The organism is Lysobacter sp. S4-A87 (assembly GCF_022637455.1).
Classification (GTDB): domain Bacteria; phylum Pseudomonadota; class Gammaproteobacteria; order Xanthomonadales; family Xanthomonadaceae; genus Lysobacter_J.
In genome coordinates this window covers 3,750,755-3,774,891 of sequence record NZ_CP093341.1, presented here as the reverse complement: position 1 = coordinate 3,774,891, position 24,137 = coordinate 3,750,755, and the positions used below count along the sequence as shown (strand labels likewise).

16 protein-coding genes are annotated in these 24,137 nt (G+C 69.3%); 9 read left to right on the top strand and 7 right to left on the bottom strand.

Annotated features, from left to right (window positions below):
- Positions 1 to 45 precede the first annotated feature (45 nt).
- Positions 46 to 2,379: a tetratricopeptide repeat protein gene (locus MNR01_RS16980; protein WP_241918887.1), complete on the bottom strand. Its 2,334-nt coding sequence runs from the start codon at positions 2,377 to 2,379 to the stop codon at positions 46 to 48.
- A 139-nt stretch (positions 2,380 to 2,518) separates the two neighbouring features.
- Here MNR01_RS16980 and MNR01_RS16975 point away from each other — a divergent pair, with 139 nt between their 5' ends.
- The 3 genes from MNR01_RS16975 (at position 2,519) to dnaE (ending at position 7,787) form a co-directional block, all read left to right on the top strand.
- Positions 2,519 to 3,175, top strand: coding sequence for a YkvA family protein (locus MNR01_RS16975; RefSeq protein ID WP_241918886.1), 657 nt, complete (start codon positions 2,519 to 2,521; stop codon positions 3,173 to 3,175).
- A gap of 262 nt (positions 3,176 to 3,437) precedes the next feature.
- Entirely contained in the window at positions 3,438 to 4,070 is a 633-nt protein-coding gene (locus tag MNR01_RS16970; protein WP_241918885.1) for a hypothetical protein, read from the top strand.
- Positions 4,071 to 4,259: 189 nt separating this feature from the next.
- Complete coding sequence (gene dnaE / locus MNR01_RS16965) at positions 4,260 to 7,787, top strand: DNA polymerase III subunit alpha (protein WP_241918884.1); 3,528 nt, start codon at positions 4,260 to 4,262, stop codon at positions 7,785 to 7,787.
- 74 nt (positions 7,788 to 7,861) lie between these two features.
- On the opposite strand, the gene MNR01_RS16960 is transcribed toward dnaE, so the two are convergent.
- Positions 7,862 to 10,321 (bottom strand): glycoside hydrolase family 31 protein, encoded by a 2,460-nt coding sequence (locus tag MNR01_RS16960; RefSeq protein WP_241918883.1) that lies wholly within the window; start codon positions 10,319 to 10,321, stop codon positions 7,862 to 7,864.
- 234 nt (positions 10,322 to 10,555) lie between these two features.
- Between MNR01_RS16960 and MNR01_RS16955 the strand changes: the two genes are divergently transcribed.
- Together MNR01_RS16955 and MNR01_RS16950 are read left to right on the top strand one after the other, a co-directional pair.
- Positions 10,556 to 11,515: an acetyl-CoA carboxylase carboxyltransferase subunit alpha gene (locus tag MNR01_RS16955; RefSeq protein ID WP_241918882.1), complete on the top strand. Its 960-nt coding sequence runs from the start codon at positions 10,556 to 10,558 to the stop codon at positions 11,513 to 11,515.
- A 198-nt stretch (positions 11,516 to 11,713) separates the two neighbouring features.
- Complete coding sequence (locus MNR01_RS16950) at positions 11,714 to 12,007, top strand: hypothetical protein (protein ID WP_241918881.1); 294 nt, start codon at positions 11,714 to 11,716, stop codon at positions 12,005 to 12,007.
- 21 nt (positions 12,008 to 12,028) lie between these two features.
- Here MNR01_RS16950 and MNR01_RS16945 read toward each other — a convergent pair whose 3' ends face one another.
- Positions 12,029 to 13,090, bottom strand: a complete 1,062-nt coding sequence (locus tag MNR01_RS16945) for an NADH:flavin oxidoreductase/NADH oxidase (RefSeq protein WP_241918880.1) — start codon at positions 13,088 to 13,090, stop codon at positions 12,029 to 12,031.
- A gap of 137 nt (positions 13,091 to 13,227) precedes the next feature.
- Between MNR01_RS16945 and tilS the strand changes: the two genes are divergently transcribed.
- From tilS to MNR01_RS16930, 3 genes are all read left to right on the top strand, one after another.
- On the top strand, positions 13,228 to 14,523 hold the full coding sequence (gene tilS, locus MNR01_RS16940; protein WP_241918879.1) for a tRNA lysidine(34) synthetase TilS: 1,296 nt from the start codon (positions 13,228 to 13,230) through the stop codon (positions 14,521 to 14,523).
- Between the two features lie 88 nt (positions 14,524 to 14,611).
- Positions 14,612 to 14,911, top strand: a complete 300-nt coding sequence (locus MNR01_RS16935) for an exodeoxyribonuclease VII small subunit (RefSeq protein ID WP_241918878.1) — start codon at positions 14,612 to 14,614, stop codon at positions 14,909 to 14,911.
- Positions 14,912 to 14,926: 15 nt separating this feature from the next.
- Positions 14,927 to 15,811, top strand: coding sequence for a farnesyl diphosphate synthase (locus MNR01_RS16930; protein WP_241918877.1), 885 nt, complete (start codon positions 14,927 to 14,929; stop codon positions 15,809 to 15,811).
- A 106-nt stretch (positions 15,812 to 15,917) separates the two neighbouring features.
- Here the strand turns inward: MNR01_RS16930 and MNR01_RS16925 are convergent, their stop codons facing one another.
- On the bottom strand, positions 15,918 to 16,361 hold the full coding sequence (locus tag MNR01_RS16925) for a DUF4870 domain-containing protein (RefSeq protein WP_256451852.1): 444 nt from the start codon (positions 16,359 to 16,361) through the stop codon (positions 15,918 to 15,920).
- 105 nt (positions 16,362 to 16,466) lie between these two features.
- Positions 16,467 to 17,834 (bottom strand): metalloprotease PmbA, encoded by a 1,368-nt coding sequence (pmbA, locus tag MNR01_RS16920; protein ID WP_241920665.1) that lies wholly within the window; start codon positions 17,832 to 17,834, stop codon positions 16,467 to 16,469.
- Positions 17,835 to 17,950: 116 nt separating this feature from the next.
- Between pmbA and yjgA the strand changes: the two genes are divergently transcribed.
- Positions 17,951 to 18,508 (top strand): ribosome biogenesis factor YjgA, encoded by a 558-nt coding sequence (gene yjgA / locus MNR01_RS16915; protein WP_241918876.1) that lies wholly within the window; start codon positions 17,951 to 17,953, stop codon positions 18,506 to 18,508.
- A gap of 72 nt (positions 18,509 to 18,580) precedes the next feature.
- Here the strand turns inward: yjgA and tldD are convergent, their stop codons facing one another.
- Both tldD and MNR01_RS16905 read right to left on the bottom strand, forming a co-directional pair.
- Complete coding sequence (gene tldD / locus MNR01_RS16910; RefSeq protein WP_241918875.1) at positions 18,581 to 20,023, bottom strand: metalloprotease TldD; 1,443 nt, start codon at positions 20,021 to 20,023, stop codon at positions 18,581 to 18,583.
- A gap of 151 nt (positions 20,024 to 20,174) precedes the next feature.
- Complete coding sequence (locus MNR01_RS16905; protein WP_241918874.1) at positions 20,175 to 24,050, bottom strand: YhdP family protein; 3,876 nt, start codon at positions 24,048 to 24,050, stop codon at positions 20,175 to 20,177.
- Positions 24,051 to 24,137: the final 87 nt, after the last annotated feature.

Genomic DNA, 24,137 nt, shown 5'->3' with positions numbered 1-24,137 from the left:
CTCGGTTGTGCCCGCGGGGGAACGGGCTGGATATCACTGCCCCGCTCAGGGGGCGCGCGATGCCGTCATGTCCTGCGCCGCCAGTCGCCGCAGCACCGGCGTGGCAGCGATCCGCACTTCGGGAATGCCTTCCTGGCGCGCGGCCTGGAGTTGCTTGCGCGCCGCGGGCAGGTCGTCGAGCACGGCCATGGCCTGTGCGCCATAGAAGGCAACCTCGCCGCGCTCTGTCGCGATCGACTCCGCCCTGGCCAGCATTGACCGTGCCTTGTCGCCTTCGCCGAGGTTGGCCAGGTACCACGCGAGCAGGGCGAAGCCCTGCGCATCGTCGGATTTCAGCTTGAGATAGCGGTCGGCCATCTGCGCCGCGCGCTGGTAAGGCTCGCGTGCCTGCGCCGCAGTCGTGGCCGATGCCGACAACGCATCGCCCAGGTTGCCCCATAACCGGAAGTCGCTGCCATCGAGTTCCGCGGCGTGGCGAAACAGCGCAGCGGCCTCTTCAAAGGAACCGTTGTCGTATTTCACCGAGCCCAGGTTGCTCAATGCCCCGTAGTTGGGCCTGATCTCCAGCGAGCGTTCGTAGGAGGCGATGGCTTGCCTGACATTGCCGTTGGCCTGGTAGAGCCCGCCCAGGCTGCTCCACAGATCCTCGTCGTCGGGTTGCAGCGTCACGGCGGTGCGGTACGACTCGATTGCGGCCGGCACATCGCCACTGGTGTACTGGTGGTAGCCGAGCTGCTGGAACACGGCCGGATCGCGCGGATGCAGCTTGCGTGCACGCTCGAAATAATCGGTGGCGAGATCGCCTCGACCTTGCGCGCTGGCGACGCGCGCCATGCCCAGGTAGGCGTCCGCGCGCAGCACCGGATCGGCAAGCGCATGCGTGTACTGCTCGACCGCGGCGTCGGACTCGCCGCGTGCGCGGTGCAGGTCGCCCATGGCCAGGCTCACTTCGCGCAGCGAGGGATCCATGTCAGATGCACGTTTGCAGGCCGACTGCGCGCGTTCGAATGCGGCCGCATCGCGTGCGCCCTCGAAGCGGTCGATCTCGGCGCGGCAGATGCCGGCCTGGGCACGGGCGAAGCCCGGGTCGATGGCCAGCGCGCCGCGGAAGTAAGTGATCGCGCTGTCGGGATTGGCCTTGTCGCCACGCACCCGGATCTGCTGCTGGCCCTTGAGGTAGGCGTCGTACGCGGCGACGTTGCGGGTCGGCGTCAAACGCCGTGCCAATGCCTGCCGCGCCGAGTCCAGCCCGCTGCCGGGCAACACGCCCACCAGCGCCTGCACCACTTCGTTGGCAATGTCGCTTTGCAGGGCAAACACGTCACCGGTCTCGCGATCGTAGCTATGTGCCCACAACGTGAAACCCGTGCGCGTATCGGACAAACGCGCGCTGATCCGCACCCGCGGCCCCTCGCGGCGGACGCTCGCGTCCAGCAGCGTGGCCACGCCGAGCTGGGCGCCCAGGGCCTTGATGTCGACCTGCTGCTTGCCGCGTCCGGGCGCGGCGACCACGCGCAGGCCGGGCACGCCGGCCAGCGCGTCGTGCATCTCCACGCCCAGTCCCTCGGCGAAGTAACTGTCCTGGCTGTCTGCGCTGAGGCTGACGAAGGGCAGCACCGCGATCGAGGCCTCGGCCACCGGCGCGGCGGCCCGCTCGCGCTGGCCGAACCAGTAGCCGCCGGCGGCGATGACCAGGAGCGCCGCAGCCACCATCCACCATTTGCGCCGTGCCAGTGCCCGCCGCCGGGTGCGGAACATGTTCGGCACGCTCAGCGCGCCAGCCGGCGCGGCCACCTGCGCGTCACCCAGCGGCGACGGTGCGAAGGCGGCCTCGTCGGCCGTCCCGGCGCTGGCGGGCATATAGCCGGCAGCGTCGCCTACCCCGTCGGCCGCCGGTGCCTCGGCCTCGTTTGCCGCCACATTCAGCGACGCCGGCACCGATTGCCTGACTGCGGCGACGCCTTCGAGCGGGTCGGACGCCGGCTCGGCCCGGTCGGCATGTTCCGGCGACCCGGGGACGGCGTCGGCGCCAACCTTGAGCTGGCCGATGAAGCGGTACCCCAGGGCGTGTTGCGTCTGGATGTAGCGCGGCCGCTGCGAGTCGTCGCCCAGGGCATGGCGCAGCTGGGCGATGACGCGGGTCAGGACACCGGGGGTGACATGGCGATGGCCCCAGACCTGGTCCAGCAGTTCGTCCCGGCCGACCAGCTCGCCGGCCCGGCGCAGCAGCATCAGCAGCACCGCGAAGGCCTTCGGCTCGACTGTCTGCGGCGTTCCCGCACGCGACAAGGTATGCGCGGTCGCGTCGACCACGATGTCGTCGAATCGGTAACTTTCGGTGGTTAGCCCGCCCTGGCCTGCCATCCCGTTCGGATTCATCGGCAAAACCTCATGGCGCCCTCATCTTCCAGAGCGGACGATGAGGAAAGGCACGCACGGCCATCATGACTCATGTCTGCCGGTGGAGGAACCTGATCCGGCGCCGCAAGAACGGTGCCATCCCCCCACGGAGACCGTCATGAACGCCATTTATTCCGCCCCGACCTCGCTGTCCGCCGCCCTGCCGTCGATCCTGGACGCGCCGTTTGAAGGGTCGGGCCGCCGCCACAACATCAATGGCTTCGACCTGCGCAACGCCGATGTCGATCGTTTCAACGGCCTGCTCGCCCGCCTTGGCCGGACCCAGACCCCGTTCGAAGCCGACCAGCTGGCCAGCGCGGCACGCGAATTGTGCGATCGCAGCATCCACGATTTCTCGCCGCCGAGCATCCGCCAGCGCCTGCGCCGGATCGCCGCTGTCGAACAGATGGTCGGCGACGCCCAGTGGGAACCGGCCAATGACTCGGTCCATACCGCCCAGCTGATCGTCGACTACGCGCGCAGCCGCGACGACCTGATCCCGGACTGGCTGCCCAAGGTCGGCCGTCTCGACGACGCGATCGTGGTCGACACCGCGTGGCCGCGCCTGGTCACCGAGGTCGAGGACTACCTCGACTACGTCCGCCTGCGCAGCATGGAAGCGCAGCGCCGCGGTTGCGCGGTCGCGGCGTTCGAGTTCAGCCGCAAGGACTGGGAGCAGATGCGTTACGAGGAAGCGGTCTATGCCGAGCACGAGCGCCAGATCCGCGAGAGCAGCTACCTGCCCAATTCAGTGTCCGTGTTCCGGGTGCACTGAGATGGCGGCATCGTCGGAGCCAGCTTGCTGGCGAACCAGCGACGCCGCGCGCGGTCGCCAGCAAGCTGGCCCCTGCGAAGGCGCCTGATAGGGAACCAGAGGCCGCCGCAAGGCGGCCTCTCCCGTTCAGCGCACTGCGCCATCGGTCACGGCCACCATCGACCGGCGACACCCGATGGCCGCAGGCGCATCATGGGTTTCCCGGCTCGCGCGCCGCCGGCCCAGCGAGCCCAGACCCACCCGGCCGGAAGCGAGGTGTGTCATGCGTCAGCACCATCCGACACCCACCCCCGAACCTTTGCCGTTCGACCACATGTACAGCGGCATGCAGGCGCGACGCAGTGCCGACGGGATCCCGCTGGCCGAAGCCGCAGTCGCCCGCTTCGACCAGTTGCTGCACGAGATCCATGCCGATGCCCCGCGCGTCAACGCCGACCGGTTGCAGCAACTGGCGGCCTGGCTGCTGAAGCTGCCTGCCGAGCATGCCCACGACGTCATCGATTCGCGCCTGCAGCGCGTGCACGAGCTGCGCCTGATGCTCGCCGACGAAGACTGGGACAGCGACGCGGCGACGCGCGCGCGCATCGACCAGCTGCTGGCCTACATCGATCGCGAGGACGACCTGATCGCCGACCACACACCGGTGCTCGGCCAGCTCGACGACGTGCTGATGATCGAGCTGGCCTGGCCGGCCTTCGCCGACGATGTCGAGGACTACCGCGACTACTGCGACTACCGCCGCATCGAGCACCCGGCCGGGCCGCCGCCGGACAGGCGCGCGGCGTGGGTGCGCGACCGACTCGACGAGCTGGCGTTGTGGCAGCACATGCTGTGGGTCCGCGAGCAGCACTACGCGCCGTGGAACCTGCCGGCCCAGCTGTTCCGCGTCAGCTGACCCCAGCCGGCCACGTAGCCCGGGTAAGCGCAGCGCACCCGGGTCGAGTGCGCCCGTGTCCCGGGTGCGCTGCGCTTACCCGGGCTACGTGGGGCGGCTGTCAAGGCTTGTACGCGCCGGCCGGACTGATAGGCTGGCCTGTGCCGCGCCGGTCGTGGTTCGACCGAGTCGCCCGACGTCCAGGACAGCATGACAGCACCCCGTTTCGTTCATCTCCACCTGCACAGCGAGTACTCCCTCGCCGACTCGACGATCCGCATCGCCGAGATGGTCAAACGCTGCGTGGCGCTGTCGCAGCCGGCGGTCGCGCTGACCGACCTCGACAACCTGTTTGCGACGGTCAAGTTCTACAAGGCCGCCGAGGGCGCCGGCATCAAGCCGATCATCGGTGCCGACGTCGGCCTGGCCGACGGCAACGAAACCGCCTCGCACATGACCCTGCTGTGCCGGGACCGCAACGGCTACCTGACGCTGTCGCGCCTGCTCAGCCGCGCCTGGATGGAAGGCCATCGCACCGACGGCGTCGCCCTGCGCCCGGAGTGGCTGCGCGAGGACAACGCCGGCCTGTTCGCCCTGGTCGGGCGCCACAGCCTGGCCGGACGCATGGCCGTGGGCGGCCGCCACGAACTGGCCGAGGCCTGGCTGGCCGACTGGCGCGGCTCGTTCGGCGAGCGCCTGCACCTGGAGCTGACCCGCACCGGTCGCGACGGCGAGGACGCATTCAATTCGTTCGCGCTGCATGCGGCCTCCACGCGCGGCATTCCGGTCATCGCCAGCAACGACGTGCGCTTCCTCGACCGCGACGGCTTCGAGGCCCACGAAGCACGCGTGTGCATCGCCTCCGGCCGCGTACTCGACGATCCCAAGAGGCCCAAGGACTACACCGAAGAGCAGCACCTGAAGTCGTCGGAGGAAATGGCGCAGCTGTTCGCCGACGTCCCCGATGCGATCGACAATGCCGTCGCGCTGGCCACACGCTGCAACGTCGAGATGAAACTCGGCGAGTACGCGCTGCCGGCGTTCCCGGTGCCGAGCGACCACACCATCGAATCGTGGCTGCGCAACAGCGCGCGCGAGGGGCTGGAAAAGCGCCTGGAAAAGGCCCCGCTCGCACCGGGCAAGACGCGCGAAGAGTACGACGAGCGCCTGGAGATCGAGCTCGGCGTCATCCTCAAGATGGGGTTCCCCGGCTACTTCCTGATCGTGGCCGACTTCATCAACTGGGCCAAGGACCATGACATCCCGGTCGGCCCGGGCCGCGGCTCCGGCGCCGGTTCGCTGGTGGCGTGGGCACTGGGCATCACCGACCTGGACCCGCTGCCGTACGACCTGCTGTTCGAGCGCTTCCTCAATCCGGAACGCGTGTCGATGCCCGACTTCGACATCGACTTCTGCATGGATCGACGTGACGAGGTCATCGACTATGTTGCGCGCAAGTACGGCCGCGACCGCGTCAGCCAGATCATCACCTACGGCACCATGGCGGCCAAGGCCGTGGTGCGCGACAGCGGGCGCGTGCTCGGCCATCCGTACGGCTTCGTCGACGGCATCGCCAAGCTCATCCCGAACACACTCGGCATCTCGCTCGACGATGCGCTCGGCCAATCCGAAGCGGCGAAGTCCGACAGCAACCTCGCCTCGCCCGACCTGATCCAGCGCTACCACGCCGAAGAGGACGTGCGCGACCTGCTCGACCTGGCGCGCAGCCTCGAGGACCTGACCCGCAACGCCGGCAAGCACGCCGGCGGCGTGGTGATCGCGCCGAGCCCGCTGAGCGACTTCTGCCCGCTGTTCGCCGAACACGACGGCGAAGGCCGCGGCCGCAACCCGGTCACGCAGTTCGACAAGGACGACGTCGAAGCGGTCGGCCTGGTCAAGTTCGACTTCCTCGGCCTGCGCACGCTGACGATCATCGACTGGGCGGTGAAGGCGATCAACAAGCGCCGCGCAGCGGCCGCTGAGCCACCGCTCGACATCGCCACGCTGCCGCTCGACGACAAGGCCAGCTACGAGCTGTTCGCGCGCGGCGACACGGTCGCGGTGTTCCAGTTCGAATCGCGCGGCATGCGCGAGCTGCTCAAGCGCGCACGCCCCGACACCTTCGAGGACATCATCGCGCTGGCCGCGCTGTTCCGTCCCGGCCCGCTGGGCTCGGGAATGGACCGCGAATGGGTCGACCGCAAGCACGGCAACACCGAAGTCTCCTACCCGCACGAATCGCTGGAACCGGTGCTGTCGCCGACCTACGGCGTCATCGTGTACCAGGAACAGGTGATGCAGATCGCCCAGGTGCTGGCGGGCTACACGCTCGGCGGCGCCGACATGCTGCGTCGCGCGATGGGCAAGAAGAAGCCCGAGGAGATGGCCAAGGAGCGCGCCAAGTTCGAAGCCGGCTGCGCCGAGCGCGGCATCGCCGCGCGCCAGGCCAGCCCGATCTTCGACCTGATGGAGAAGTTCGCCGAGTACGGCTTCAACAAGTCGCACTCGGCCGCCTACGCGCTGGTCGCCTACCAGACCGCCTGGCTGAAGGTGCACTACCCGTCGGAGTTCATGGCCGCGGTGCTGTCGTCGGACATGGACAATACCGACAAGGTCACCTCCTTCCTCGACGAATGCCGGGTGATGGGGCTGACGGTGCTGCGTCCGGACGTCGACGAATCGGCCTACATGTTCGAGGCCAAGGACGCGACCACGATCCGTTACGGCATTGGCGCGGTGAAGGGTGTCGGCCGCGGCGCCTGCGAGGCGATCGTGGAAGCGCGCCGCGCCGGTCCGTTCGCTGACCTTCTCGACTTCGCCAAGCGCGTCGACAGCGGCAAGCTCAACCGCCGCGCCCTGGAAGCACTGACCCAGGCCGGCGCGCTCGACAAGCTCGGCAAGAACCGCGCAAGCCTGATGCTGCAGCTGCCGGAAGTGCTCAAGGCCACCGACCAGCTGGCGCGCGAACGCGAGGCCGGCCAGGTGTCGCTGTTCGGCGGCTTCGACACGACGGCGCCGGCGCTGCACATCGACCTGCCCGAAACCGACGAGTGGCCGCTGACGCAGATCCTCAACGGCGAACGCGACACGCTCGGCCACTACCTCAGCGGCCATCCGTTCGATCCTTACCGCGATGAAGTCCGTGCCCTCATCGGCAACGACCTCTCGGGGCTCGAGAAGATCTGGGAGAACCGGCCCGAGCCGGCGCGCGGCAGCTGGCGCCAGGAAGTGGAGACGGTCGTCGCCGGCCAGGTCGTCGGCCTGCGCAAGAAGGGCGACAGCCAGATGTTCGTGCAGATCGAGGACGGCCGCGGCCGCATCGAATGCGCCTTCTTCAACGAGACCTACAGCGAGTTCGCGCAGTTGCTGGTGCGCGATCGCCTGCTGGTGATCCAGGGCAACCTGCGCGAGGACACCTTCAGCGGCGGCTTCGCGCTGCGTGCGGTGCGCTGCTGGGATTACGAGCAGGTATGCACGCGCAACGCGCAGCGGCTGTCGCTGCGGCTGGACCTGCGCGAGCCGGGTACGTGGCAGCGCGTCGATACGGTGCTGGCCGGCAATCGCCCGGGGTCCACGCCGATCCGCCTCGACCTGCTGGTGCGCAAGGGCAGCGCGGGCATGCTCGATCTCAACGGCACGCAGTCGGTGCGGATCGATGCGGAGCTGGCGTCGAAGCTGCGGGCGACGCCAGGCGTGCGGGCGGTGAAGGTGACCCTGGCCAAGCCCTGGGCCAGCTAGGGCGAACCAGGGCGCAGCGGAACGCCCGCTTCCGCCCTTGGGACCCTTCCCCGCAACGGGAGAAGGGTCAGGCGTCAGTAGGCCACCTGCACCCGCCAGTCACGCCGCGCATCGCGCACCACCAGCACCACCGCCTGCTGCTGCGAATCGAAGTTCCAGTCGGCAATCGCCTTGCCGTCGACGCTTATCGACGAAGGCTTGCGCACAACCCCATATACCGTCACTTCGACATCGCCCCACCACGGCGCGAACCCATCGTGGACGACGTGCGAAGTCACTGCTGCCCCGCGCCTGGACACTTCGCACGCATACGCCACGCGCAGCAGCGCCCCGCCCTTGTTGGCCAGGCTCTCGCCATCGTCCTGGTACAGCGACCCGCCGCACTCGCCACCGGCCCTGGGCAGGTACACCTGCAGCTGCAACGGCCCTGCCGGCTTCTCGCCGGTGTGCTGCACCACCGCCTGCATCGGCACGATCGCCCCGGCGCGCGCAAACAGCGGCGTCGCCGCCGGGCGCGGGTCGAGCTTGATCGGATCCTTCTGGGCAACATGGCGTTGCGAGGTGCCGAACGCATACCATTCGCCCGGCGGCAGCACGATCTGGTGCGCATCCATCCGCTCGTTGCTCACCGGCGCGACGAACAGGTCCGGACCGAACAGGAAATCGCGATCGTTGCCGTAGAACGCTTCCGCCTGCGGGTACTGCAGGAACACCGGCCGCATGATCGGCAGGCCGTTGCGCGAATTCTCCTCGGCCGCAGTGTAGAGATACGGCATCAACCGGTAACGTAGCTCGATCGCCTCGCGACGCAGCGCCTCATGCTGCGGACCGTCCACCCAGGCTTCGTGCGGGCGCGTATCGGTCGCGGCATGGTTGCGGAACACCGGATTGAACGCGCCCAGCTGGAACCAGCGCGTCAGCAGGTCCGGCGGTGGCGAGCCGATGAAGCCGCCGACGTCGTCGCCGGCCAGCGCCATGCCCGACAGTCCCAGGCTCAGCAGGTTCGGCGTGCTCTGCGCCAGGTGGTGCCAGGTCGCACTGTTGTCGCCGGTCCAGGTCGCCGCATAGCGTTGCGTTCCGGCATAGGCGGCACGCGTCAGCACGAACGGCCGCTGCTCCGGTTGCAGCTTCAGCAGGCCCTCGTAGGTCGCGCGGGCATTGAGCATGCCGTAGACGTTGTGGATGGCCCGGTGGTCGCGCTGGCTGCCGTCGTCCATGCGATGCACCGCGTCGGGCGACATCGTGTTGCCGGGCACGTTGAACACCGACGGCTCGTTCATGTCGTTCCAGTAGCCGGCCGCGCCCATCGCGCTGAAGTCGCGGTACAGCCCGCCCCACCAGTCGCGCACGCGCGTCAGGGTGAAGTCCGGGAAGACCGCGTCGCCCGGCCACACCTCCCCGATGTAAAGCGAACCGTCGGGGTTGCGGATGAAGGCATCGGCAGCCAGTCCCGAGTCAAACGGCGCATAGCCGGTGCCCGGTGCGTGCTTGATGTGCAGGTCGGTGATCAGCACCGTGCGCAATCCCTGCGCGCGCAGGTCGGCGATCATCTGCTCGAAGTGCGGAAACTGCTTGCGGTCGACCGTGAACGGCGCGTAGCCCTGCTGGTAGTCGATGTCGAGGTAGATCGCGTCGCTGGGAATGCGGTGCTCGCGCAACTGCGTGGCGATCTCACGGACCTTGCTTTCCGGCTTGTAGCTGTAGCGCGACTGCTGGAAACCGAGCGCCCACATCGGCGGCAGCGGCGTGCGTCCGGTCAGCGCGGTGTAGCGCTCGAGCACGCGCGCCGGTTGCGGGCCGGCGATGAAGTAATAGTCGAGCGCGCCACCTTCTGCGCCGAACGTGAAGTACTCCTCCGACTCCTTGCCGAAGTCGAAGCTGCTGCGTGAGGTGTTGTCGAAGAACAGGCCGTAGGCGGTTCCGGCGCGCAGGCCGATGAAGAACGGGATCGACTTGTACAGCGGATCGCTGTAGCCCTGCCAGCCGTAGGCGTCGGAGTTCCACATTGTGAAGGCGCGTCCGCGGCGGTCGAGCGGACCGGCCTTGTCGCCCAGTCCGTAGAAATGCGCGTCGGACGGCATCGCCTTCCAGCTGCGCACGCGCGGACCATGCGGGCTGTCGGACCAGGCCATCGGCATCTGCTCCGAATCTGCGAGCAGGAGATTGCCGGCACGGTCGGTGAACTCGACCCGCAGCGGCTGCTTGCGGATCACGGCAACGACCTCCGCGGCGCTGATCCGGACCGCATCGGCCGAATCGGCGACGTCGACGCGCGCAGGGGTCGCGGCCGGCAGCACCGCCCACGAGGCGGTTTCGTCGAAGCGGCCGTCAGGCGCCAGCGTGACCCGGAAGATGCCCTCGCAGACCGCGCTCACCCGCACCCGCGCCGGCCCCGAGGCGACCACGGCTCCCTTGGCCTGCACGTCCACCCGGTCGACCGCGCCGACATGCCGCCAGCCCTGCGCGGCCACCGGCGCGATGCCGGACAGCGCGCACGCCATCGCCGCCAGAGCGGCCCACCCACGTCCCTTCATCACGGCTCCCAAGACTCGCCCCTCCCGCTCCAGCGCGGCAAGGGGATTCAAACACGCGCCCGCGCCGGCCCGGCGCCAGCAGCCGATGAATACGACTTCATTGCCGTTGGCCGCCGATCGACGGCGATCGGTGGGATTGGCCGCGGTTGGGCGGCCGAGCGGCTCCCGCCACACGTCTCGGTACGGTCGCCCTGCCTCGGCTAGACTGTCGGCTTTCCGGCCAATGGCCCACGCATGAACCCGAACTACCTCGATTTCGAGCAGCCCATCGCCGACCTGGAAGCGAAGATCCAGGAGCTGCGCCACGCCAGCAACGCCCCGGCCGTGGACGTGGATGCCGAAGTACATGCGCTGCAGGACAAGCTGCGCGTGCGCACCGCCCAGATCTTCCGCGACCTGACCCCGTGGCAGGTGTCGCAGCTGGCCCGCCATCCGGCGCGCCCGTACACCAACGATTACATCCGCATCATCTGCGACGAGTTCCAGGAACTCGCCGGTGACCGCGCCTACGCCGACGATGCCGCCATCGTTGGCGGCCTGGGCCGCATCAACGGCCGCAGCGTGGTCATCATCGGCCATCAGAAGGGCCGCGATACCAAGAGCAAGATCAAGCGCAACTTCGGCATGCCGCGTCCGGAGGGCTACCGCAAGGCGCTGCGCCTGATGAAGCTGGCCGAACGTTTCCGCCTGCCGATCCTGACCTTCATCGACACGCCCGGCGCCTATCCCGGCGTCGGCGCCGAAGAGCGCGGCCAGTCCGAAGCCATCGCCCGCAATCTGCTGGAGATGAGCGAACTGAAGGTGCCGGTGATCTGCACCGTGATCGGCGAAGGCGGCTCCGGCGGCGCGCTGGCGATCGGTGTCGGCGACCGCACGCTGATGCTCGAGTACAGCACCTACTCGGTGATCTCACCGGAAGGCTGCGCCTCGATCCTGTGGAAGTCGGCCGACAAGGCCAAGGACGCCGCCGAGCAGCTCGGCCTGACCGCCAAGCGCCTGCTCGGCCTGGGCCTGGTCGACAAGCTGGTGCGCGAGCCGATCGGCGGCGCCCACCGCAACCCGCGACAGATGGCCACCCGCCTGAAGGCGGTGCTGCTCAACGAACTCGACATGCTCGAGGCGCTGCCCGTCGAGGATCTGCTGGACCGCCGCTACCGTCGCCTGCGCAGCTACGGCGCGTACGAAGCGGCCTGATCTGCCTTCTGTGCCGGCCTGAGGGCCTGCTGGCGCGGCCTGGCTGCCGCGCCCCACTGAGGGACCTGCTGCTCCCGCGAACCGGAGCATGAAGCAGGTCCCTCATTGCATGGGCGGCGGCACCTTCACATCGACGCGGCCCAGCAGCCGGTATTACTCGCGCCCGGGCCCGGCATGACGCCGGGCGGGAGCGTTGCCATGGTCATCACCCGCGTCGGCGTGCTGTCGGTCGCCAAGATCTTCGCCATCATCTCGGCCGTGTTCGGCCTGATCGCTGGCGTGCTGATGTTCCTGTCGTTCTCCGTCGGCGGCATGTCCGAGGTGGCGCAGGCCGACCCGGGCATGGCCTGGATCGCCGGCATGGGCGCGCTCGCCATCGTCATCCTGCCGATCTTCTACGGCGTGCTGGGCTTCATCGCCGGCGCGCTCTATGCATGGGTCTACAACGTCGCCGCGCGCTTTGTCGGCGGCATCGAGATCGAGACGCGCTGACGGCGCGGCCTGCCGGTCGCCTCACCACGCGCGCAGGTATTGCTCCGGCGCGTGCAGTTCGGCGTCGAGTTCGCGCGCGGCGCGACGCGGGAAGTACGGATCGCGCAGCAGTTCACGCGCCAGCAGCACCACGTCGGCATCGCCGCGTTCGATTACCGACTCGGCGTGGCCGGGCTCGGTGATCAGGCCGACGGCGCCGGTCGCGACCGCCGCCTCACGACGGATGCGCGCCGAGAACGGCACCTGGTAGCCAGGTTCCAGCGGAATCTTCGCACCGTGGACGAGGCCACCGCTCGACACGTCGATCAGGTCGACACCACGCGCGGACACGATCCGCGCCAGTTCCACGCTCTGCTCGACGTCCCAGCCGCCCTCGGCCCAGTCGGTCGCGGAAATGCGCAGCCATAGCGGCAGGCGTTCGGGCCAGACCTTGCGCACCGCGTCGAGCACTTCCAGCAACAGCCGCGTGCGGTTCTCGAAGCTGCCGCCGTAGGCGTCGTCGCGCTGGTTCGACAGCGGCGAGAGGAACTGATGCAGCAGGTAGCCATGCGCGGCGTGCAGCTCGATCAGGCGAAAGCCGGCGGCATGCGCGCGCCACGCGGCCGCGGCGAAGTCGTCGACGAGGTTCTTCAACTGCGCCTCATCGAGCGCGACCGGCACCGGCGAGGTTTCACTGAAGGCCAGCGCCGACGGCGCCACCGGCGTCCAGCCGCCATCGGCATGGGTCACCGCGATGCCGCCCAGCCATGGTGGCGCGACGCTGGCCTTGCGCCCGGCGTGGCCGAGCTGGATGCCCGGCACGGCGCCCTGGCAGGCCATGAAGCGGGCGATGCGCGCCCAGGCTTCGGCCTGGCGGTCGTTCCACAGGCCGGTGTCGGCTGGCGAGATGCGGCCTTCGGCCGATACGGCCGTGGCCTCGGCGATGATCGCCCCGGCGCCGCCGACGGCGCGGCTGCCCAGGTGCACCAGGTGCCAGTCATTGGGGACGCCATCGACCGCCGAGTACTGGCACATCGGTGCCACCACCAGTCGGTTGCGCAGGGTCAGCGAACGTTGCTGGAAGGGGTCGAATAGCCGGGCCAAAACCGTCTCTCCATGGAAAGTGCGCGGGAAGCTGCGCAAAGGTGCGTGTAGTTGCAGGTAGATGGTGCGTCCACCGCGCCGGCAACACAGCACCAACGATGGGTTGCTGCATTCCAATGCCGTGGCACCATCGGCAGATGCCTCCCGCACCCACGCCCCTGTTGCCTGCAGCCCTCCATGACCGGCCCGATGCGCCGCTGTGCGTGGGCTATAGCGGTGGCCTGGATTCGGGCGTGCTGCTGCACCTGCTGGCGAGCACGGCCGGGGGTCGGGGGCTGCGGGCGCTGCACGTGCATCACGGCCTGCATCCACAGGCCGACGCATGGGCGGAACACTGCGCGCGGACCTGCGCAACGCTGGGCGTGCCGCTGACGGTGGTGCGGGTCAGCGTGATCCGTGACGGCGACGGCCCCGAGGCGGCGGCCCGCGTGGCTCGGCACGGCGCCTTTGCCGAGGCGCTGGCGCCGGGTGAAGTGCTGGCGCTGGCGCACCACCGCGACGATCAGGCCGAGACCCTCCTGCTGCGCGCGCTGCGCGGCTCCGGCAGCGACGGCCTGGCGGCGATGCGGCGCTGGCGCGATTTCGGCGCCGGCCGGCTGTGGCGCCCCCTGCTCGACCATGGCCGCGCCGATCTGCTGACCTACGCGCAGGCGCAGGGCCTGGCCTGGATCGACGACCCCAGCAACAGCGACACCCGCTTCGATCGCAACTTCCTGCGCCAGCGCGTGATGCCGCTGTTGCGCGAGCGCTGGCCGCACGCCGACGCTGCACTGGCTCAGTCTGCAGCCCTGTCGGCACAGGCCCGCGACCTGCTCGAAGCAGGCGACGCCCAGGCGCTGGCCAGCGTCGCCACCGCCGATCCGCACTGCCTCTCGCGCCAGCGTTTGCTGGCGATGCCGGCGACCCGGCGCGCGCGCGCGTTGCGACGCTGGATCACGGGCCTCGGCCTGCCTGCGCTGCCGGCGAATGGCATCGCCTGCATCGAAACCGACGTGCTCGCCGCCGACGACGACGCGCAGGCGCTGTTCGCCTGGCAGGGCGCGGCGGTGCGCAGCTGGCGAGACCTGCTGCATGCCGATGCCATCCGCCCGCACATGCCCCTGGACTGGCGTGGCGCGTGGAGCGGGCAAGCGCCACTGGCGCTGCCCCAAGGTGGGCTGCTGAGCCTGGAAGGTGCACCGTCACTCGACGGCGAGGTGATCGTGCATGCGCGCCACGGCGGCGAACGCTTCATCCAGCCCGGCCGCCCCCATTCGCACGCGCTCAAGCACGTGCTGCAGGATCTCGGCATCCCGCCATGGCAACGCGAGCGCCTGCCCCTGCTGAGCGATGCCGCCGGCCAGCTGCTCGCCATCGCCGACCTGGCCTATTCGGCGCCGTTCGATGCCTGGCTCCGCCAGCGCGGGGCGCGGCTGGTCTGGGGCGATACCTGAGGCCGCCGGCCCGGCGGAACCGCGCCGGATGGCACATTGGCCGGCTGCGGCAATTGACCCCCGCCGGGCACGGTCGCAAACTTCGCCCATGTCGCGCAAAACCGCCAATGAAGCTGCCGCTTCCGCCTCGCCCGTCAGCGATTTCGAACAATCGCTCGATGCACTCGAACAACTGGTCGAGAAGATGGAACACGGCGAGATGAGCCTCGAGGACTCGCTGGCCGCGTACGAACGCGGCGTGGGTCTCTACCGTCGTTGCCAGACGGCACTCGAGCAGGCCGAGCTTCGCGTGCGCCTGCTCAGCGATCCGCAGAATCCGGCCGCCGCCGAGCCATTCGCCGGACTGACGCCGCAGTCGCCCACGCCGTCTGACTTCCGCGATGTCTGACACCCACGATGCCTGATGCACGTGAAGTCTGACCTGGCCGGCTGGCGCGAGCGCGCCGACGCCGCGCTCGCGCGAGCCCTGCCCGACCCTTCGCTGCCGCCGCAGCGCCTGACTGCCGCCATGCGCCACGCCGTGCTGCTCGGCGGCAAGCGCATGCGCCCGCTGCTGGTCTACGCCAGCGGTGTCGCACTTGGCGCCAAGGTCGATGCGCTCGATGCACCGGCAGTGGCGGTCGAACTGATCCACGCCTACTCGCTCGTGCATGACGATCTGCCGGCCATGGACGACGACGCCCTGCGCCGCGGCCAGCCGACCGTGCACGTCGCCTTCGACGAAGCCACTGCGATCCTCGCCGGCGACGCCCTGCAATCGCTGGCGTTCGAAGTGCTGGCGGCGGCGCCGGTGGCCGACGCCATCCGGGTCTCTTTGCTGCGCACGCTCGCCACCGCTTCTGGTGTCGGCGGCATGTGCGGTGGCCAGGCACTCGACCTGGCCGCGACCGGCAATGGCGCTGCGCTATCGGTCGCCGATCTGGAGCGCCTGCACGCCCTCAAGACCGGCGCGCTGATCCGTGCGGCGGTGCGCATGGGCGCACTGTGCGGTGGCGCGTCCGATCTCGAACTGGACGCACTGGATCGCTACGCCGATGCGCTCGGCCTGGCGTTCCAGGTGCGCGACGACATCCTCGACATCGAGGGCAACAGCGCCACCCTAGGCAAGACTGCAGGCAAGGACGTCGCCCAGGACAAGGCGACCTTCCCGGCGTTGATCGGCCTGGGCGCTTCGCGTGCGCGGCTGCAGGAATTGAGCGCGGCGATGACGGCCGCGCTGGCGCCGTTCGGCGCACGCGCGGATGCGCTGGCCGCGTTGGGCAGGCTGGCGATCGAGCGCGATCGCTGAGCTGTCCTTGGGTGTCCCGGGTGCGGCCTTTGGCCTTACCCGGGCTACCGGGCGGAAGTAGCCCGGGTAAGGCCAAAGGCCGCACCCGGGTACCGATGTCGAGCGGCTACTTCACCAGGCGCAGCGTGAACGGGTAGCGGTAGCTGACGCCCTCGTTCGACTTCACCGCGGCGATGATCGTGAACACCAGCCAGGCCACGCCGATCACCACCCATGCCGGGATCGCGATCAGGAAGCCGATGCCCAGGGTGATGAACACCAGCACCCACAGCGCGAAGAACACGATCGCGATGGTGATGTTGTAGTTCAGTGCTTCCTTGGCCTGGTCCTCGACGAAGGGCATGGTGTCCTTCTTCAGCAGCCAAATGATCAGCGGGCCGAGGAAGGTGCCCCAGCCGCCGATGCCGGACGTCAGCACCGCACCGGCGATCGCCGACAGGTGCGCGAACATCGCCCACTGCCGTTGCTCTGCCGAAATGTCGCCGGCATGGCTTTCCGGCGGCGGCGGAGGCGCGGAGTACGGGCTCGGATCGTTCGGGTTTTCGCTCATTACGGTCTGCTCCCTCGACTGTTGGGGTCACTTTCCGCTTGGGACCGGGCCGGGTCAAGCCTCTTCCCCCCTCCCCTTCGCCATGCGAAAGGGAGGGTCTGAGCATCACTCGGTGGTTTCTCCCGCCACCGTCATCCGACTGACCAGGATCGAGCCGGTGCGCAGGTGCGAGCGCGGGTCGACATCGCTGCCGACCGCCTCGATCGCGGCGAACATCGACTTGAGGTTGCCCGCGACCGTGATGCCGTCGACCGGGTACTGGATCTGCCCGTTCTCGATCCAGAAACCGGCGGCGCCACGCGAGTAATCGCCGGTGACGGTGTTGACGCCCTGCCCCATCAGCTCGGTGACGAGCAGGCCGCGCCCCATCCCGGCCAGCATCGATTCGAAGTCGCCGGCGTTGGCCTCGACCTGGAGGTTGTGCACGCCGCCGGCATTGGCGGTGGTCTGCAGGCCGAGCTTGCGCGCGGAGTAGCTGCCCAGGATGTAACGCTGCAGCACGCCGCCCTTCACCAGCGGCGCTTCACGCGTGGCCACGCCTTCGGCGTCGAACGAGCTGGAACGGAAACCGCGCTGCAGGAACGGCAGTTCGTCGATGGCGAACCAGTCGGGGAACAACTGCGTGCCGGCCGAATCGACCAGGAAGCTGGCACGACGGTACAGCGCACCGCCCGAGACGGCGCCGAGCAGATGCCCGATCAGCGAGCGCGACATTTCGGCGGCGAACAGCACCGGGTATTCGCCGGTGGCAATCTGCCGCGGCTGCAGGCGCGAGGCGGCGCGCTGGGCGGCCTTGCGGCCGATCGTCGCGGCCGACTCGAGGTCGTCGGCGGACAGGCCGATGCTGTACCAGCCATCGCGCTGCATCGCGTCGCCGCGGCCGGCGATCAGGGCACAGCCGAGGCTGTGCTGGGTGCTGCGCTCGCGACCGATGAAACCGTGCGAGTTGGCGTAGACGCTGATGCTCTCGCCGGTGCCGACCGAAGCGCCATCGGAATTCTCGATGCGCGCATCGGACTCGCGCCCGGCCTGCTCGCAGGCCAGCGCCAGGTCGATCGCGCGGTCGGCATCGATCACCCAGGGGTGCCAGGAGTCGAACTCGCGCAGGTCGCGCGCCATCAGCCCGGCCTCGGCCAGGCCGGCGGCCGGATCGTCCTCAGTGTGCAGGGCGATCGCGCAGGCCTGCTCGACGGTGGCGCCCAGGCTTTCCTCGCGCAGGTCGGCGGTGCTGGCGCTGCCCTTGCGCTGGCCGAAATAGACGGTGACGGCGATGCCGCGGTCGCGGGTCGATTCGACCGTCTCGACCTCGCCCATGCGGACGTTCACGTTGAGCCCGGATTCCTCCGAGCACGACACCTCGGCCTGGGTGGCGCCGCTGGCGCGGCAGCGCTCCAGCAGGCGCTGCGACACCTCCGCCAGGGACTCCAGGCGGGCATGGCTGTCACCGAGGGATGCAGCGTATTGGGGAGTCAGTTCGTTCAATGGCTTATCCTTGTTGCCTGCCGTTCCGCGGGCCTGGGCCCTGGAACCTGTTTTTGCCCTCCGCGGCGCCGACGACGGCGTCCGGGGAGATTTCGGGAAGAAGTGTCATGCGTGGTAGAGACGAAGAATCCGGCGAGTTCCTCAGCCCCAGCCGCAGCCAGAACCGGCGCGAGGCGCTGGAGGTGCTGGCCCTGGGCGAGAAGCTTGTGGCGCTGACCGAGGCGCAGCTGGCCAAGCTGCCGGTGCCCGACTCGCTGCTGCCGCACATCCGCGAGTGCAAGCGCATCACCGCCAACATCGCCCACAAGCGCCAGCTGGCGTTCCTGGCCAAGCAGATGCGGCGCGAGGACGACGAGGTCCTGGATGCGCTGCGCGATGCGCTCGACGAGGACGGCGAGGCGGCGAGGCGCGAAGTCGCGGCCATGCACCGCGTCGAAGCCTGGCGCGAGCGCCTGATCGCCGACGGCGACCCGGCCCTGGCGCAGCTGCTCGACGAATACCCGGCGGCCGACCGACAGCGCCTGCGCCAGCTGGTGCGCAATACCATCGACGAGCGCAACCGCAACAAGCCGCCGCATTCGTTCCGCGAGCTGTATCGGGAGCTGCGCGGAGTGATCCTGGGTGCGGCCGGCGACTCCGCCGACGACAACGACAACGACGAATAGCCGTTTGCCCTCATCCGCCCTCCGGGCCCCTTCTCCCGCATGCGGGAAAAGGGATAGGGACTGACGCGGACATCACGCCTGCGTACCACCCACCGTCAGCTGGTCGATCAGCAGCGATGGCTGGCCGACGCCGACCGGCACGCTCTGGCCGTCCTTGCCGCAGACGCCCACGCCTTCGTCCAGCGCGAGGTCGTGGCCGATCATCTTCACCCGCTGCATCGTTTCCGGGCCGTTGCCGATCAGCGTGGCGCCCTTCACCGGCGCGGTGATCTTTCCATCCTCGATCAGGTACGCCTCGGTCGCCGAGAACACGTACTTGCCGCTGGTGATGTCGACCTGGCCGCCGCCGAAGTTGACCGCGTACAGGCCCTTCTTCACCGAACGGATCATCTCTTCCGGATCGTGCTGGCCGGCCAGCATGTAGGTATTGGTCATGCGCGGCATCGGCAGGTGCGCGAACGATTCGCGACGGCCATTGCCGGTCGGTGCCATGCCCATCAGGCGTGCGTTGAGCGTGTCCTGCATGTAGCCGACCAGGACACCGTCCTCGATCAGCGTGGTGCAGTTGGTCGGCGTGCCTTCGTCGTCGACGTTGAGCGAACCGCGCCGGCCCGGCAGGGTGCCGTCGTCGACGATGGTGACGCCCGGCGATGCGACACGCTGGCCCATGCGGCCGGCGTAGGTCGAGGTGCCCTTGCGGTTGAAGTCGCCCTCCAGTCCATGACCGACGGCTTCGTGCAGCAGCACGCCCGGCCAGCCACTGCCGAGCACGACCGGCATGATGCCGGCCGGTGCATCGATCGCTTCGAGATTCACCAGCGCCTGGCGCAGCGCCTCGCGTGCGAGCTGCTCGGGCTTGTCGCCATCGAGCAGCTCGGCGTAGCTGTAGCGGCCGCCGCCACCGGCGTAGCCGCTTTCGCGACGGCCGCCGTGCTCGACGATCACCTGCACGTTGAGGCGCACCAGCGGTCGCACGTCGGCCGCGAGCACACCGTCGCTGCGCGCCACCAGGATGGTGTCGACGCCGCCGGACAGGCTCACCATCACCTGCTGCACGCGCGGGTCGGCGGCGCGCAGCATGCGGTCGATGCGACGCAGCGCTTCGACCTTGGCCTCGTTGGCGTAACCGTCGATCGGATCTTCGGGTACGTAGAGTTCGCGACCGCCGCCGCGCACCAGCGCGTGCGGTGACTGGGTCGAACCGTCGCGCGCGATGGCGCGGGCGGACTTCGATGCGGCCAGCAATGCCTGCGTGTTGATCTCGTCGGAATAGGCGAAGCCGGTCTTCTCGCCGCTGATCGCGCGAACACCCACGCCCTGCTCGATCGAATGCGCACCGTCCTTGACGATGCCGTCCTCGACCGTCCAGCTCTCGCGACGGGCGTGCTGGAAGTACAGGTCGCCGAAGTCGACGCCCGGTCCAAGCAGCGTGCCGAAGGTGCGTTCGAGGCCGCCAGCATCGAGCCCGGCGGGCAGCAGCAGGCGGGTTTCGGCGATCTGGATGGGCAGGGTCATCGGGTCAGGGGGCTCGGAGGTCTGGGGCTTTGGATGCGGGAAATGACGTTATACGCCGGACAAGATGCGGGCGAAGTGGCCATCTTCCAAGGCAGGAACTGGCAAGGGGCCTGCGGGAGGGGCTTCAGCCCTCCCCCAGAGTCACCTTGAGTCAACGCGAGGGCGGCACCGTGGTCTGGGCCCTGCCCTGCTCGCTTCCGACCACTTCGACCTTGGGCTCTTTCCACGGCCCGGTGACGCGGTAGGTGCGCGAGGCCATCTGCCCCAGCGGCTTCTGCAGCACCGCATTGGCGGCAGCGCCAATTGCCGCGCCGACCGGCCCCGCGGCAATCGCGCCGGCCACGGTCAACAGGTTGCCGGCCTTGGGCCGCACTTCGATGGTCTGGTCGAAACTCTGCGCGCGCAGGTTGGCACTGCCGCTGATGCTGATCTGCGCGGCCGGACCGTCGATGGAAATGGCGTCGCTGTGGGCGGTGCCCGCGCTGAAACGCACCTTGCCGCCGGCGTGATTGAAGGCAAAGCCCTTGGAGAAGAAGTCGCGGAAATCCAGCATCAACCGGCGCGGCAGCTGCGCCAGGCTGAGCAGGCCGAGCACGCGACCGGCACCGGGTTCGACTTCGAGCAGGCGACCGTCACGGAGGTCGGCATCCAGCGAGCCTTCCAGCGTTGCCAGGTTGAAATCGGCGGGACTGCCGTTCCAGCCGGCCGCAAAGTGCATCGTGCCGATACCGCCGGCCAGCTGCTGGCTCATGCCGAAGCCGCCCAGCAACGCGCCAAGATCCTTGCTGTCGATCTTCACGTCCATCTGCGTGCGCGCGGCAGCGCCGCGTCCGCTCCAGTCGCCGCTGACGTCGAGGTTCTGGCCGGGGCTGCGCATGCGCAGCTGTTCGAAACGCATGCCGTTGCTGGACGGCCGCGTGCGCAGGTTTGCCTCGCCCAGGCGCGCGTCGACCATGCGCAGGTCGGCGATGTCGATGTTGAGTGGCGGAATCCTTGCCGGATTGAAGCCATCGTTGCCTGCCGTCGCAGCGGGTGCAGGTGGCACGGGTGAAGCGGGCGCCGGCGTGGCCGCGCCTGTCGCTGCGGCGGGCGCCTTGGGCGCACGCCAGTACACGCGGTCGAACCGTCCCGCGATGGCCGCACCCTCACCCGCGGGGATCAGCACGGCACCGCGCAAGGCGGCGCCATCGACCTGCACGGCGGTGGCGCCCTGTGCCGCCGGCACGACGATCAGGCGCGTGTCGGCGAAGGCGCCACCCACCAGGTTGAGGCGCTGCGCGGTGACATCGATACGTTGCAGGGCAAGGCCGCCGCCACTGCCGCCGTACATCATGGCAACCCAGTCGATTGCATCCAGCACCGGAGCTCGTCCGGTCGCCACCAGGCCGTGTGCCGGCGGCGCTTCGTCGACCCGCGCGCCGCCCAGGGCGATGCGCACACCGGTCTGCGACTTGCCCGCCGCGTCGTCGCGACTGCGCGCGCGCACCGAGACAAGGTCGCCGAGGGTGACGCGGATGTCATCGCTTCCCATCGGCAGCGGTGCATCGATCGACGCGGCAAGCGCATCGCCAGCCGGCTTTCGCAGCGGCGCCGGCAGGTTGAGCGAGGTGCCGACCAGGTCCGAGCGAAGCTGCAGCATCGTGGGCGCGGCACGACCCTTCGCCGCCTTCGCAATGCCGATGCCGACCGTCCAGCGCGAACGACCGTCGACGTGCGGCTTGAGCCAGGCCATTTCCGGTGCGCGATCGAGTAGGTCGGCGATGGCCATGTCGGCGTCGAGGTCGGCCTCGAATACGTGCGTCTTGTCGCTCACGTACTGGTCGCCGGCAAGCAGGGTCAGGCGCCCGGGCTGGCCGTCGTGGCGTACGCGCAGATCCTTCGCGCCAAAACCGCCGCGCGCATACTCGGCGCGACCGTTGACCTGGTCGAAGGCCAGCTTCCAGCGCGGGTCGGCGAGCTTGGCGTCCTTGAGTTCGACCGTTCCGCCGATGTCCGTCACCGCGCCGCGCACCAGTGGCATGTTCATGTCGAAGCCGACGCGGGCGGCACCACCGGCCACGACGTTGTTCAGGGTGTCGGCGTGATCGTGCTGCAGCGGGCTGTCGCGCAGCAGTGCCAGTAGCTGGGCGGCATCGGCGCCGCCCTGGGCCTTCACCGTCAACGCGCCGCCACCGTAATGGTCGATGCCCGCGCGAATCTGGTCGATCGCGACACCGGCCAGCCTGCCGTGGCCTTCGACCGTGAAACCGTCGGCAATGAAGGCGACATCGGCATCGAGTCCTTCCGCCGCCGGCCAACCGGGCTGGAACTTGACGACGGCATCTTCCAGCTGCGCCACCGCCTCGAAGCGACCGTTGCGGTCGCGGAAGGGCCAATCGTCGAGGTCGCCCGACACCACCGCGTGGCCGTTGCGCAGGCGGCCGCCCTGCAGCGCCGAGTCGAGCCACTCGATCACGCGCGGCGCCATCTTGTGGTGGATCCAGAAGCCCTTGGCGACCGGCACCTGGGTTTCATCGATGTCGGCGGCGATGTCGATCCAGGGCCGCGAACCATCGCCCTGCCACCACAGTCCGCCACGCGCCTGCACGCCGAAACCGTTGCCCTTGATCGCAAGCGCCGGCGTGCCGACGCGCCAGCCAGCGCCCTCGCGCCAGCCGCTGACCAGGCCCTGCAGGGCAACGGTCTGGGCGACGCCGAAACCGCGCGGCCAGTCGAACACCATCGGCGACTTGGGGTCGAGCACGAGGCTGAAGCCATCGGCATCGCCATCGAACTCGCCGGCCAGTCCGCTCAGGCCCGGAGCATTGCCGGCGGGCTTGAATCCGAATGCAGCGATGCGCGCATGCGTGCGCATCGGTCCACCGCGCACGCCGGCAACTTCTATCCGCTGCAGCGACACCTGCGGCGCGGTGCTGTAGAGCCACTGGCGCAGCCCCGGCTCGAGGCGATCGCTGAGTGCGGCGGCAGCGAGGAGCGGGCCGGCGTCGATACGATCGGCCACGATCGCGTAACGGGTACCGCCGGCGATGGCCAGGCCGTCGAGTTTCTGCGCGTGGCCGGCACTGTCGATGCGCAGCCTGGGTGCGTCCGCGCGCCAGCCGCCATCGACCAGGCGCCAGCGCGCCCGCGTCTCGATGTGCGGAAACAACACGCGCGGCACCGAGCCGTTGGCCAATGCCGCGCCACGCAGGCCGACACGGTCGAGCGCCGCATCAACGATGACTTCGGTAATGCGGTGGCCACGCAGTTGCGCCCATGCTTCCGCGCGTCCCTGTCCGGACTCGCTGCCGACACCGGCCAGTTGCAGCAACGGCCCCCACGCGGCCAGGTCGGCGCGGCGCGTGCCCAGGTACGCCCTGCCATCACCTTGCTTGCGATCGAAGTCGAACACCGCGTCCAGCGGCGACATGGCCGCGCCAGGCACGCCCACGCTCGGCCAGGCGCGCACGCCGGCGCGCACGCGCGGGCCGTCGACGCGAAGGCGCAGGTCGATGCGGGGAATGCGGGCGTCGATGCCCAGCTGCGGCGCCATGATGGTCAGCTTGCCGCCGATGACCTGCAACTCGCCCAGGCCTTCCAGCGCCGACAGCGGATCGCGTGCAGCCTGTTCCTGGCCCGGCAGGCCGCGCACCTTCCAGCGCGCGTCGTCGCTGCGCTCCAGGGTCAGGTCGAGGCCGCGCAGGCGCAGCTCCGAGAATGCATGGCCAGGCAGCAGGCCGGCGTACACCGACACCAGCATTTCGGTGTCGCCGACCGTGAAGGCTTCATCGCCGGCACCCACGCGCAGGTTGTCCAGTCGCAGCAGCGGCCCGCGCCGGGTCCAGTCCGTCTCGACCTTGTCGAACGACACCGGCCTGCCGGCACGCTCACTGAGCCATGCCGCGACGCGCTTGGGGTTGCTCTCCGCCAACGGCAGCAACTGGCTGGCGATGGCCAGCACCAGCGCGATCAGCACCAGCACCAGCGCGGTGGTGTAGACCAGGCCGCGACGGGCGATGCGCAGACGGCGGCGCATGGGGGTCGGCATCAACCGGCTCCGTGCGCGAACGGCGACAGGCAGCCGTTGCGCCGCGAACGCATCGCCGGCCTCCGGCAATCCTGATGTCCCTGCCCG

Coding starts and splice junctions, on each gene's coding strand:
- MNR01_RS16980 (WP_241918887.1), bottom strand. CDS start 2,379: ATGAATCCGAACGGGATGGCAGGCCAGGGCGGGCTAACCACCGAAAGT.
- MNR01_RS16975 (WP_241918886.1), top strand. CDS start 2,519: ATGAACGCCATTTATTCCGCCCCGACCTCGCTGTCCGCCGCCCTGCCG.
- MNR01_RS16970 (WP_241918885.1), top strand. CDS start 3,438: ATGCGTCAGCACCATCCGACACCCACCCCCGAACCTTTGCCGTTCGAC.
- dnaE (WP_241918884.1), top strand. CDS start 4,260: ATGACAGCACCCCGTTTCGTTCATCTCCACCTGCACAGCGAGTACTCC.
- MNR01_RS16960 (WP_241918883.1), bottom strand. CDS start 10,321: ATGAAGGGACGTGGGTGGGCCGCTCTGGCGGCGATGGCGTGCGCGCTG.
- MNR01_RS16955 (WP_241918882.1), top strand. CDS start 10,556: ATGAACCCGAACTACCTCGATTTCGAGCAGCCCATCGCCGACCTGGAA.
- MNR01_RS16950 (WP_241918881.1), top strand. CDS start 11,714: ATGGTCATCACCCGCGTCGGCGTGCTGTCGGTCGCCAAGATCTTCGCC.
- tilS (WP_241918879.1), top strand. CDS start 13,228: ATGCCTCCCGCACCCACGCCCCTGTTGCCTGCAGCCCTCCATGACCGG.
- MNR01_RS16935 (WP_241918878.1), top strand. CDS start 14,612: ATGTCGCGCAAAACCGCCAATGAAGCTGCCGCTTCCGCCTCGCCCGTC.
- MNR01_RS16930 (WP_241918877.1), top strand. CDS start 14,927: ATGCACGTGAAGTCTGACCTGGCCGGCTGGCGCGAGCGCGCCGACGCC.
- MNR01_RS16925 (WP_256451852.1), bottom strand. CDS start 16,361: ATGAGCGAAAACCCGAACGATCCGAGCCCGTACTCCGCGCCTCCGCCG.
- yjgA (WP_241918876.1), top strand. CDS start 17,951: ATGCGTGGTAGAGACGAAGAATCCGGCGAGTTCCTCAGCCCCAGCCGC.
- tldD (WP_241918875.1), bottom strand. CDS start 20,023: ATGACCCTGCCCATCCAGATCGCCGAAACCCGCCTGCTGCTGCCCGCC.
- MNR01_RS16905 (WP_241918874.1), bottom strand. CDS start 24,050: ATGCCGACCCCCATGCGCCGCCGTCTGCGCATCGCCCGTCGCGGCCTG.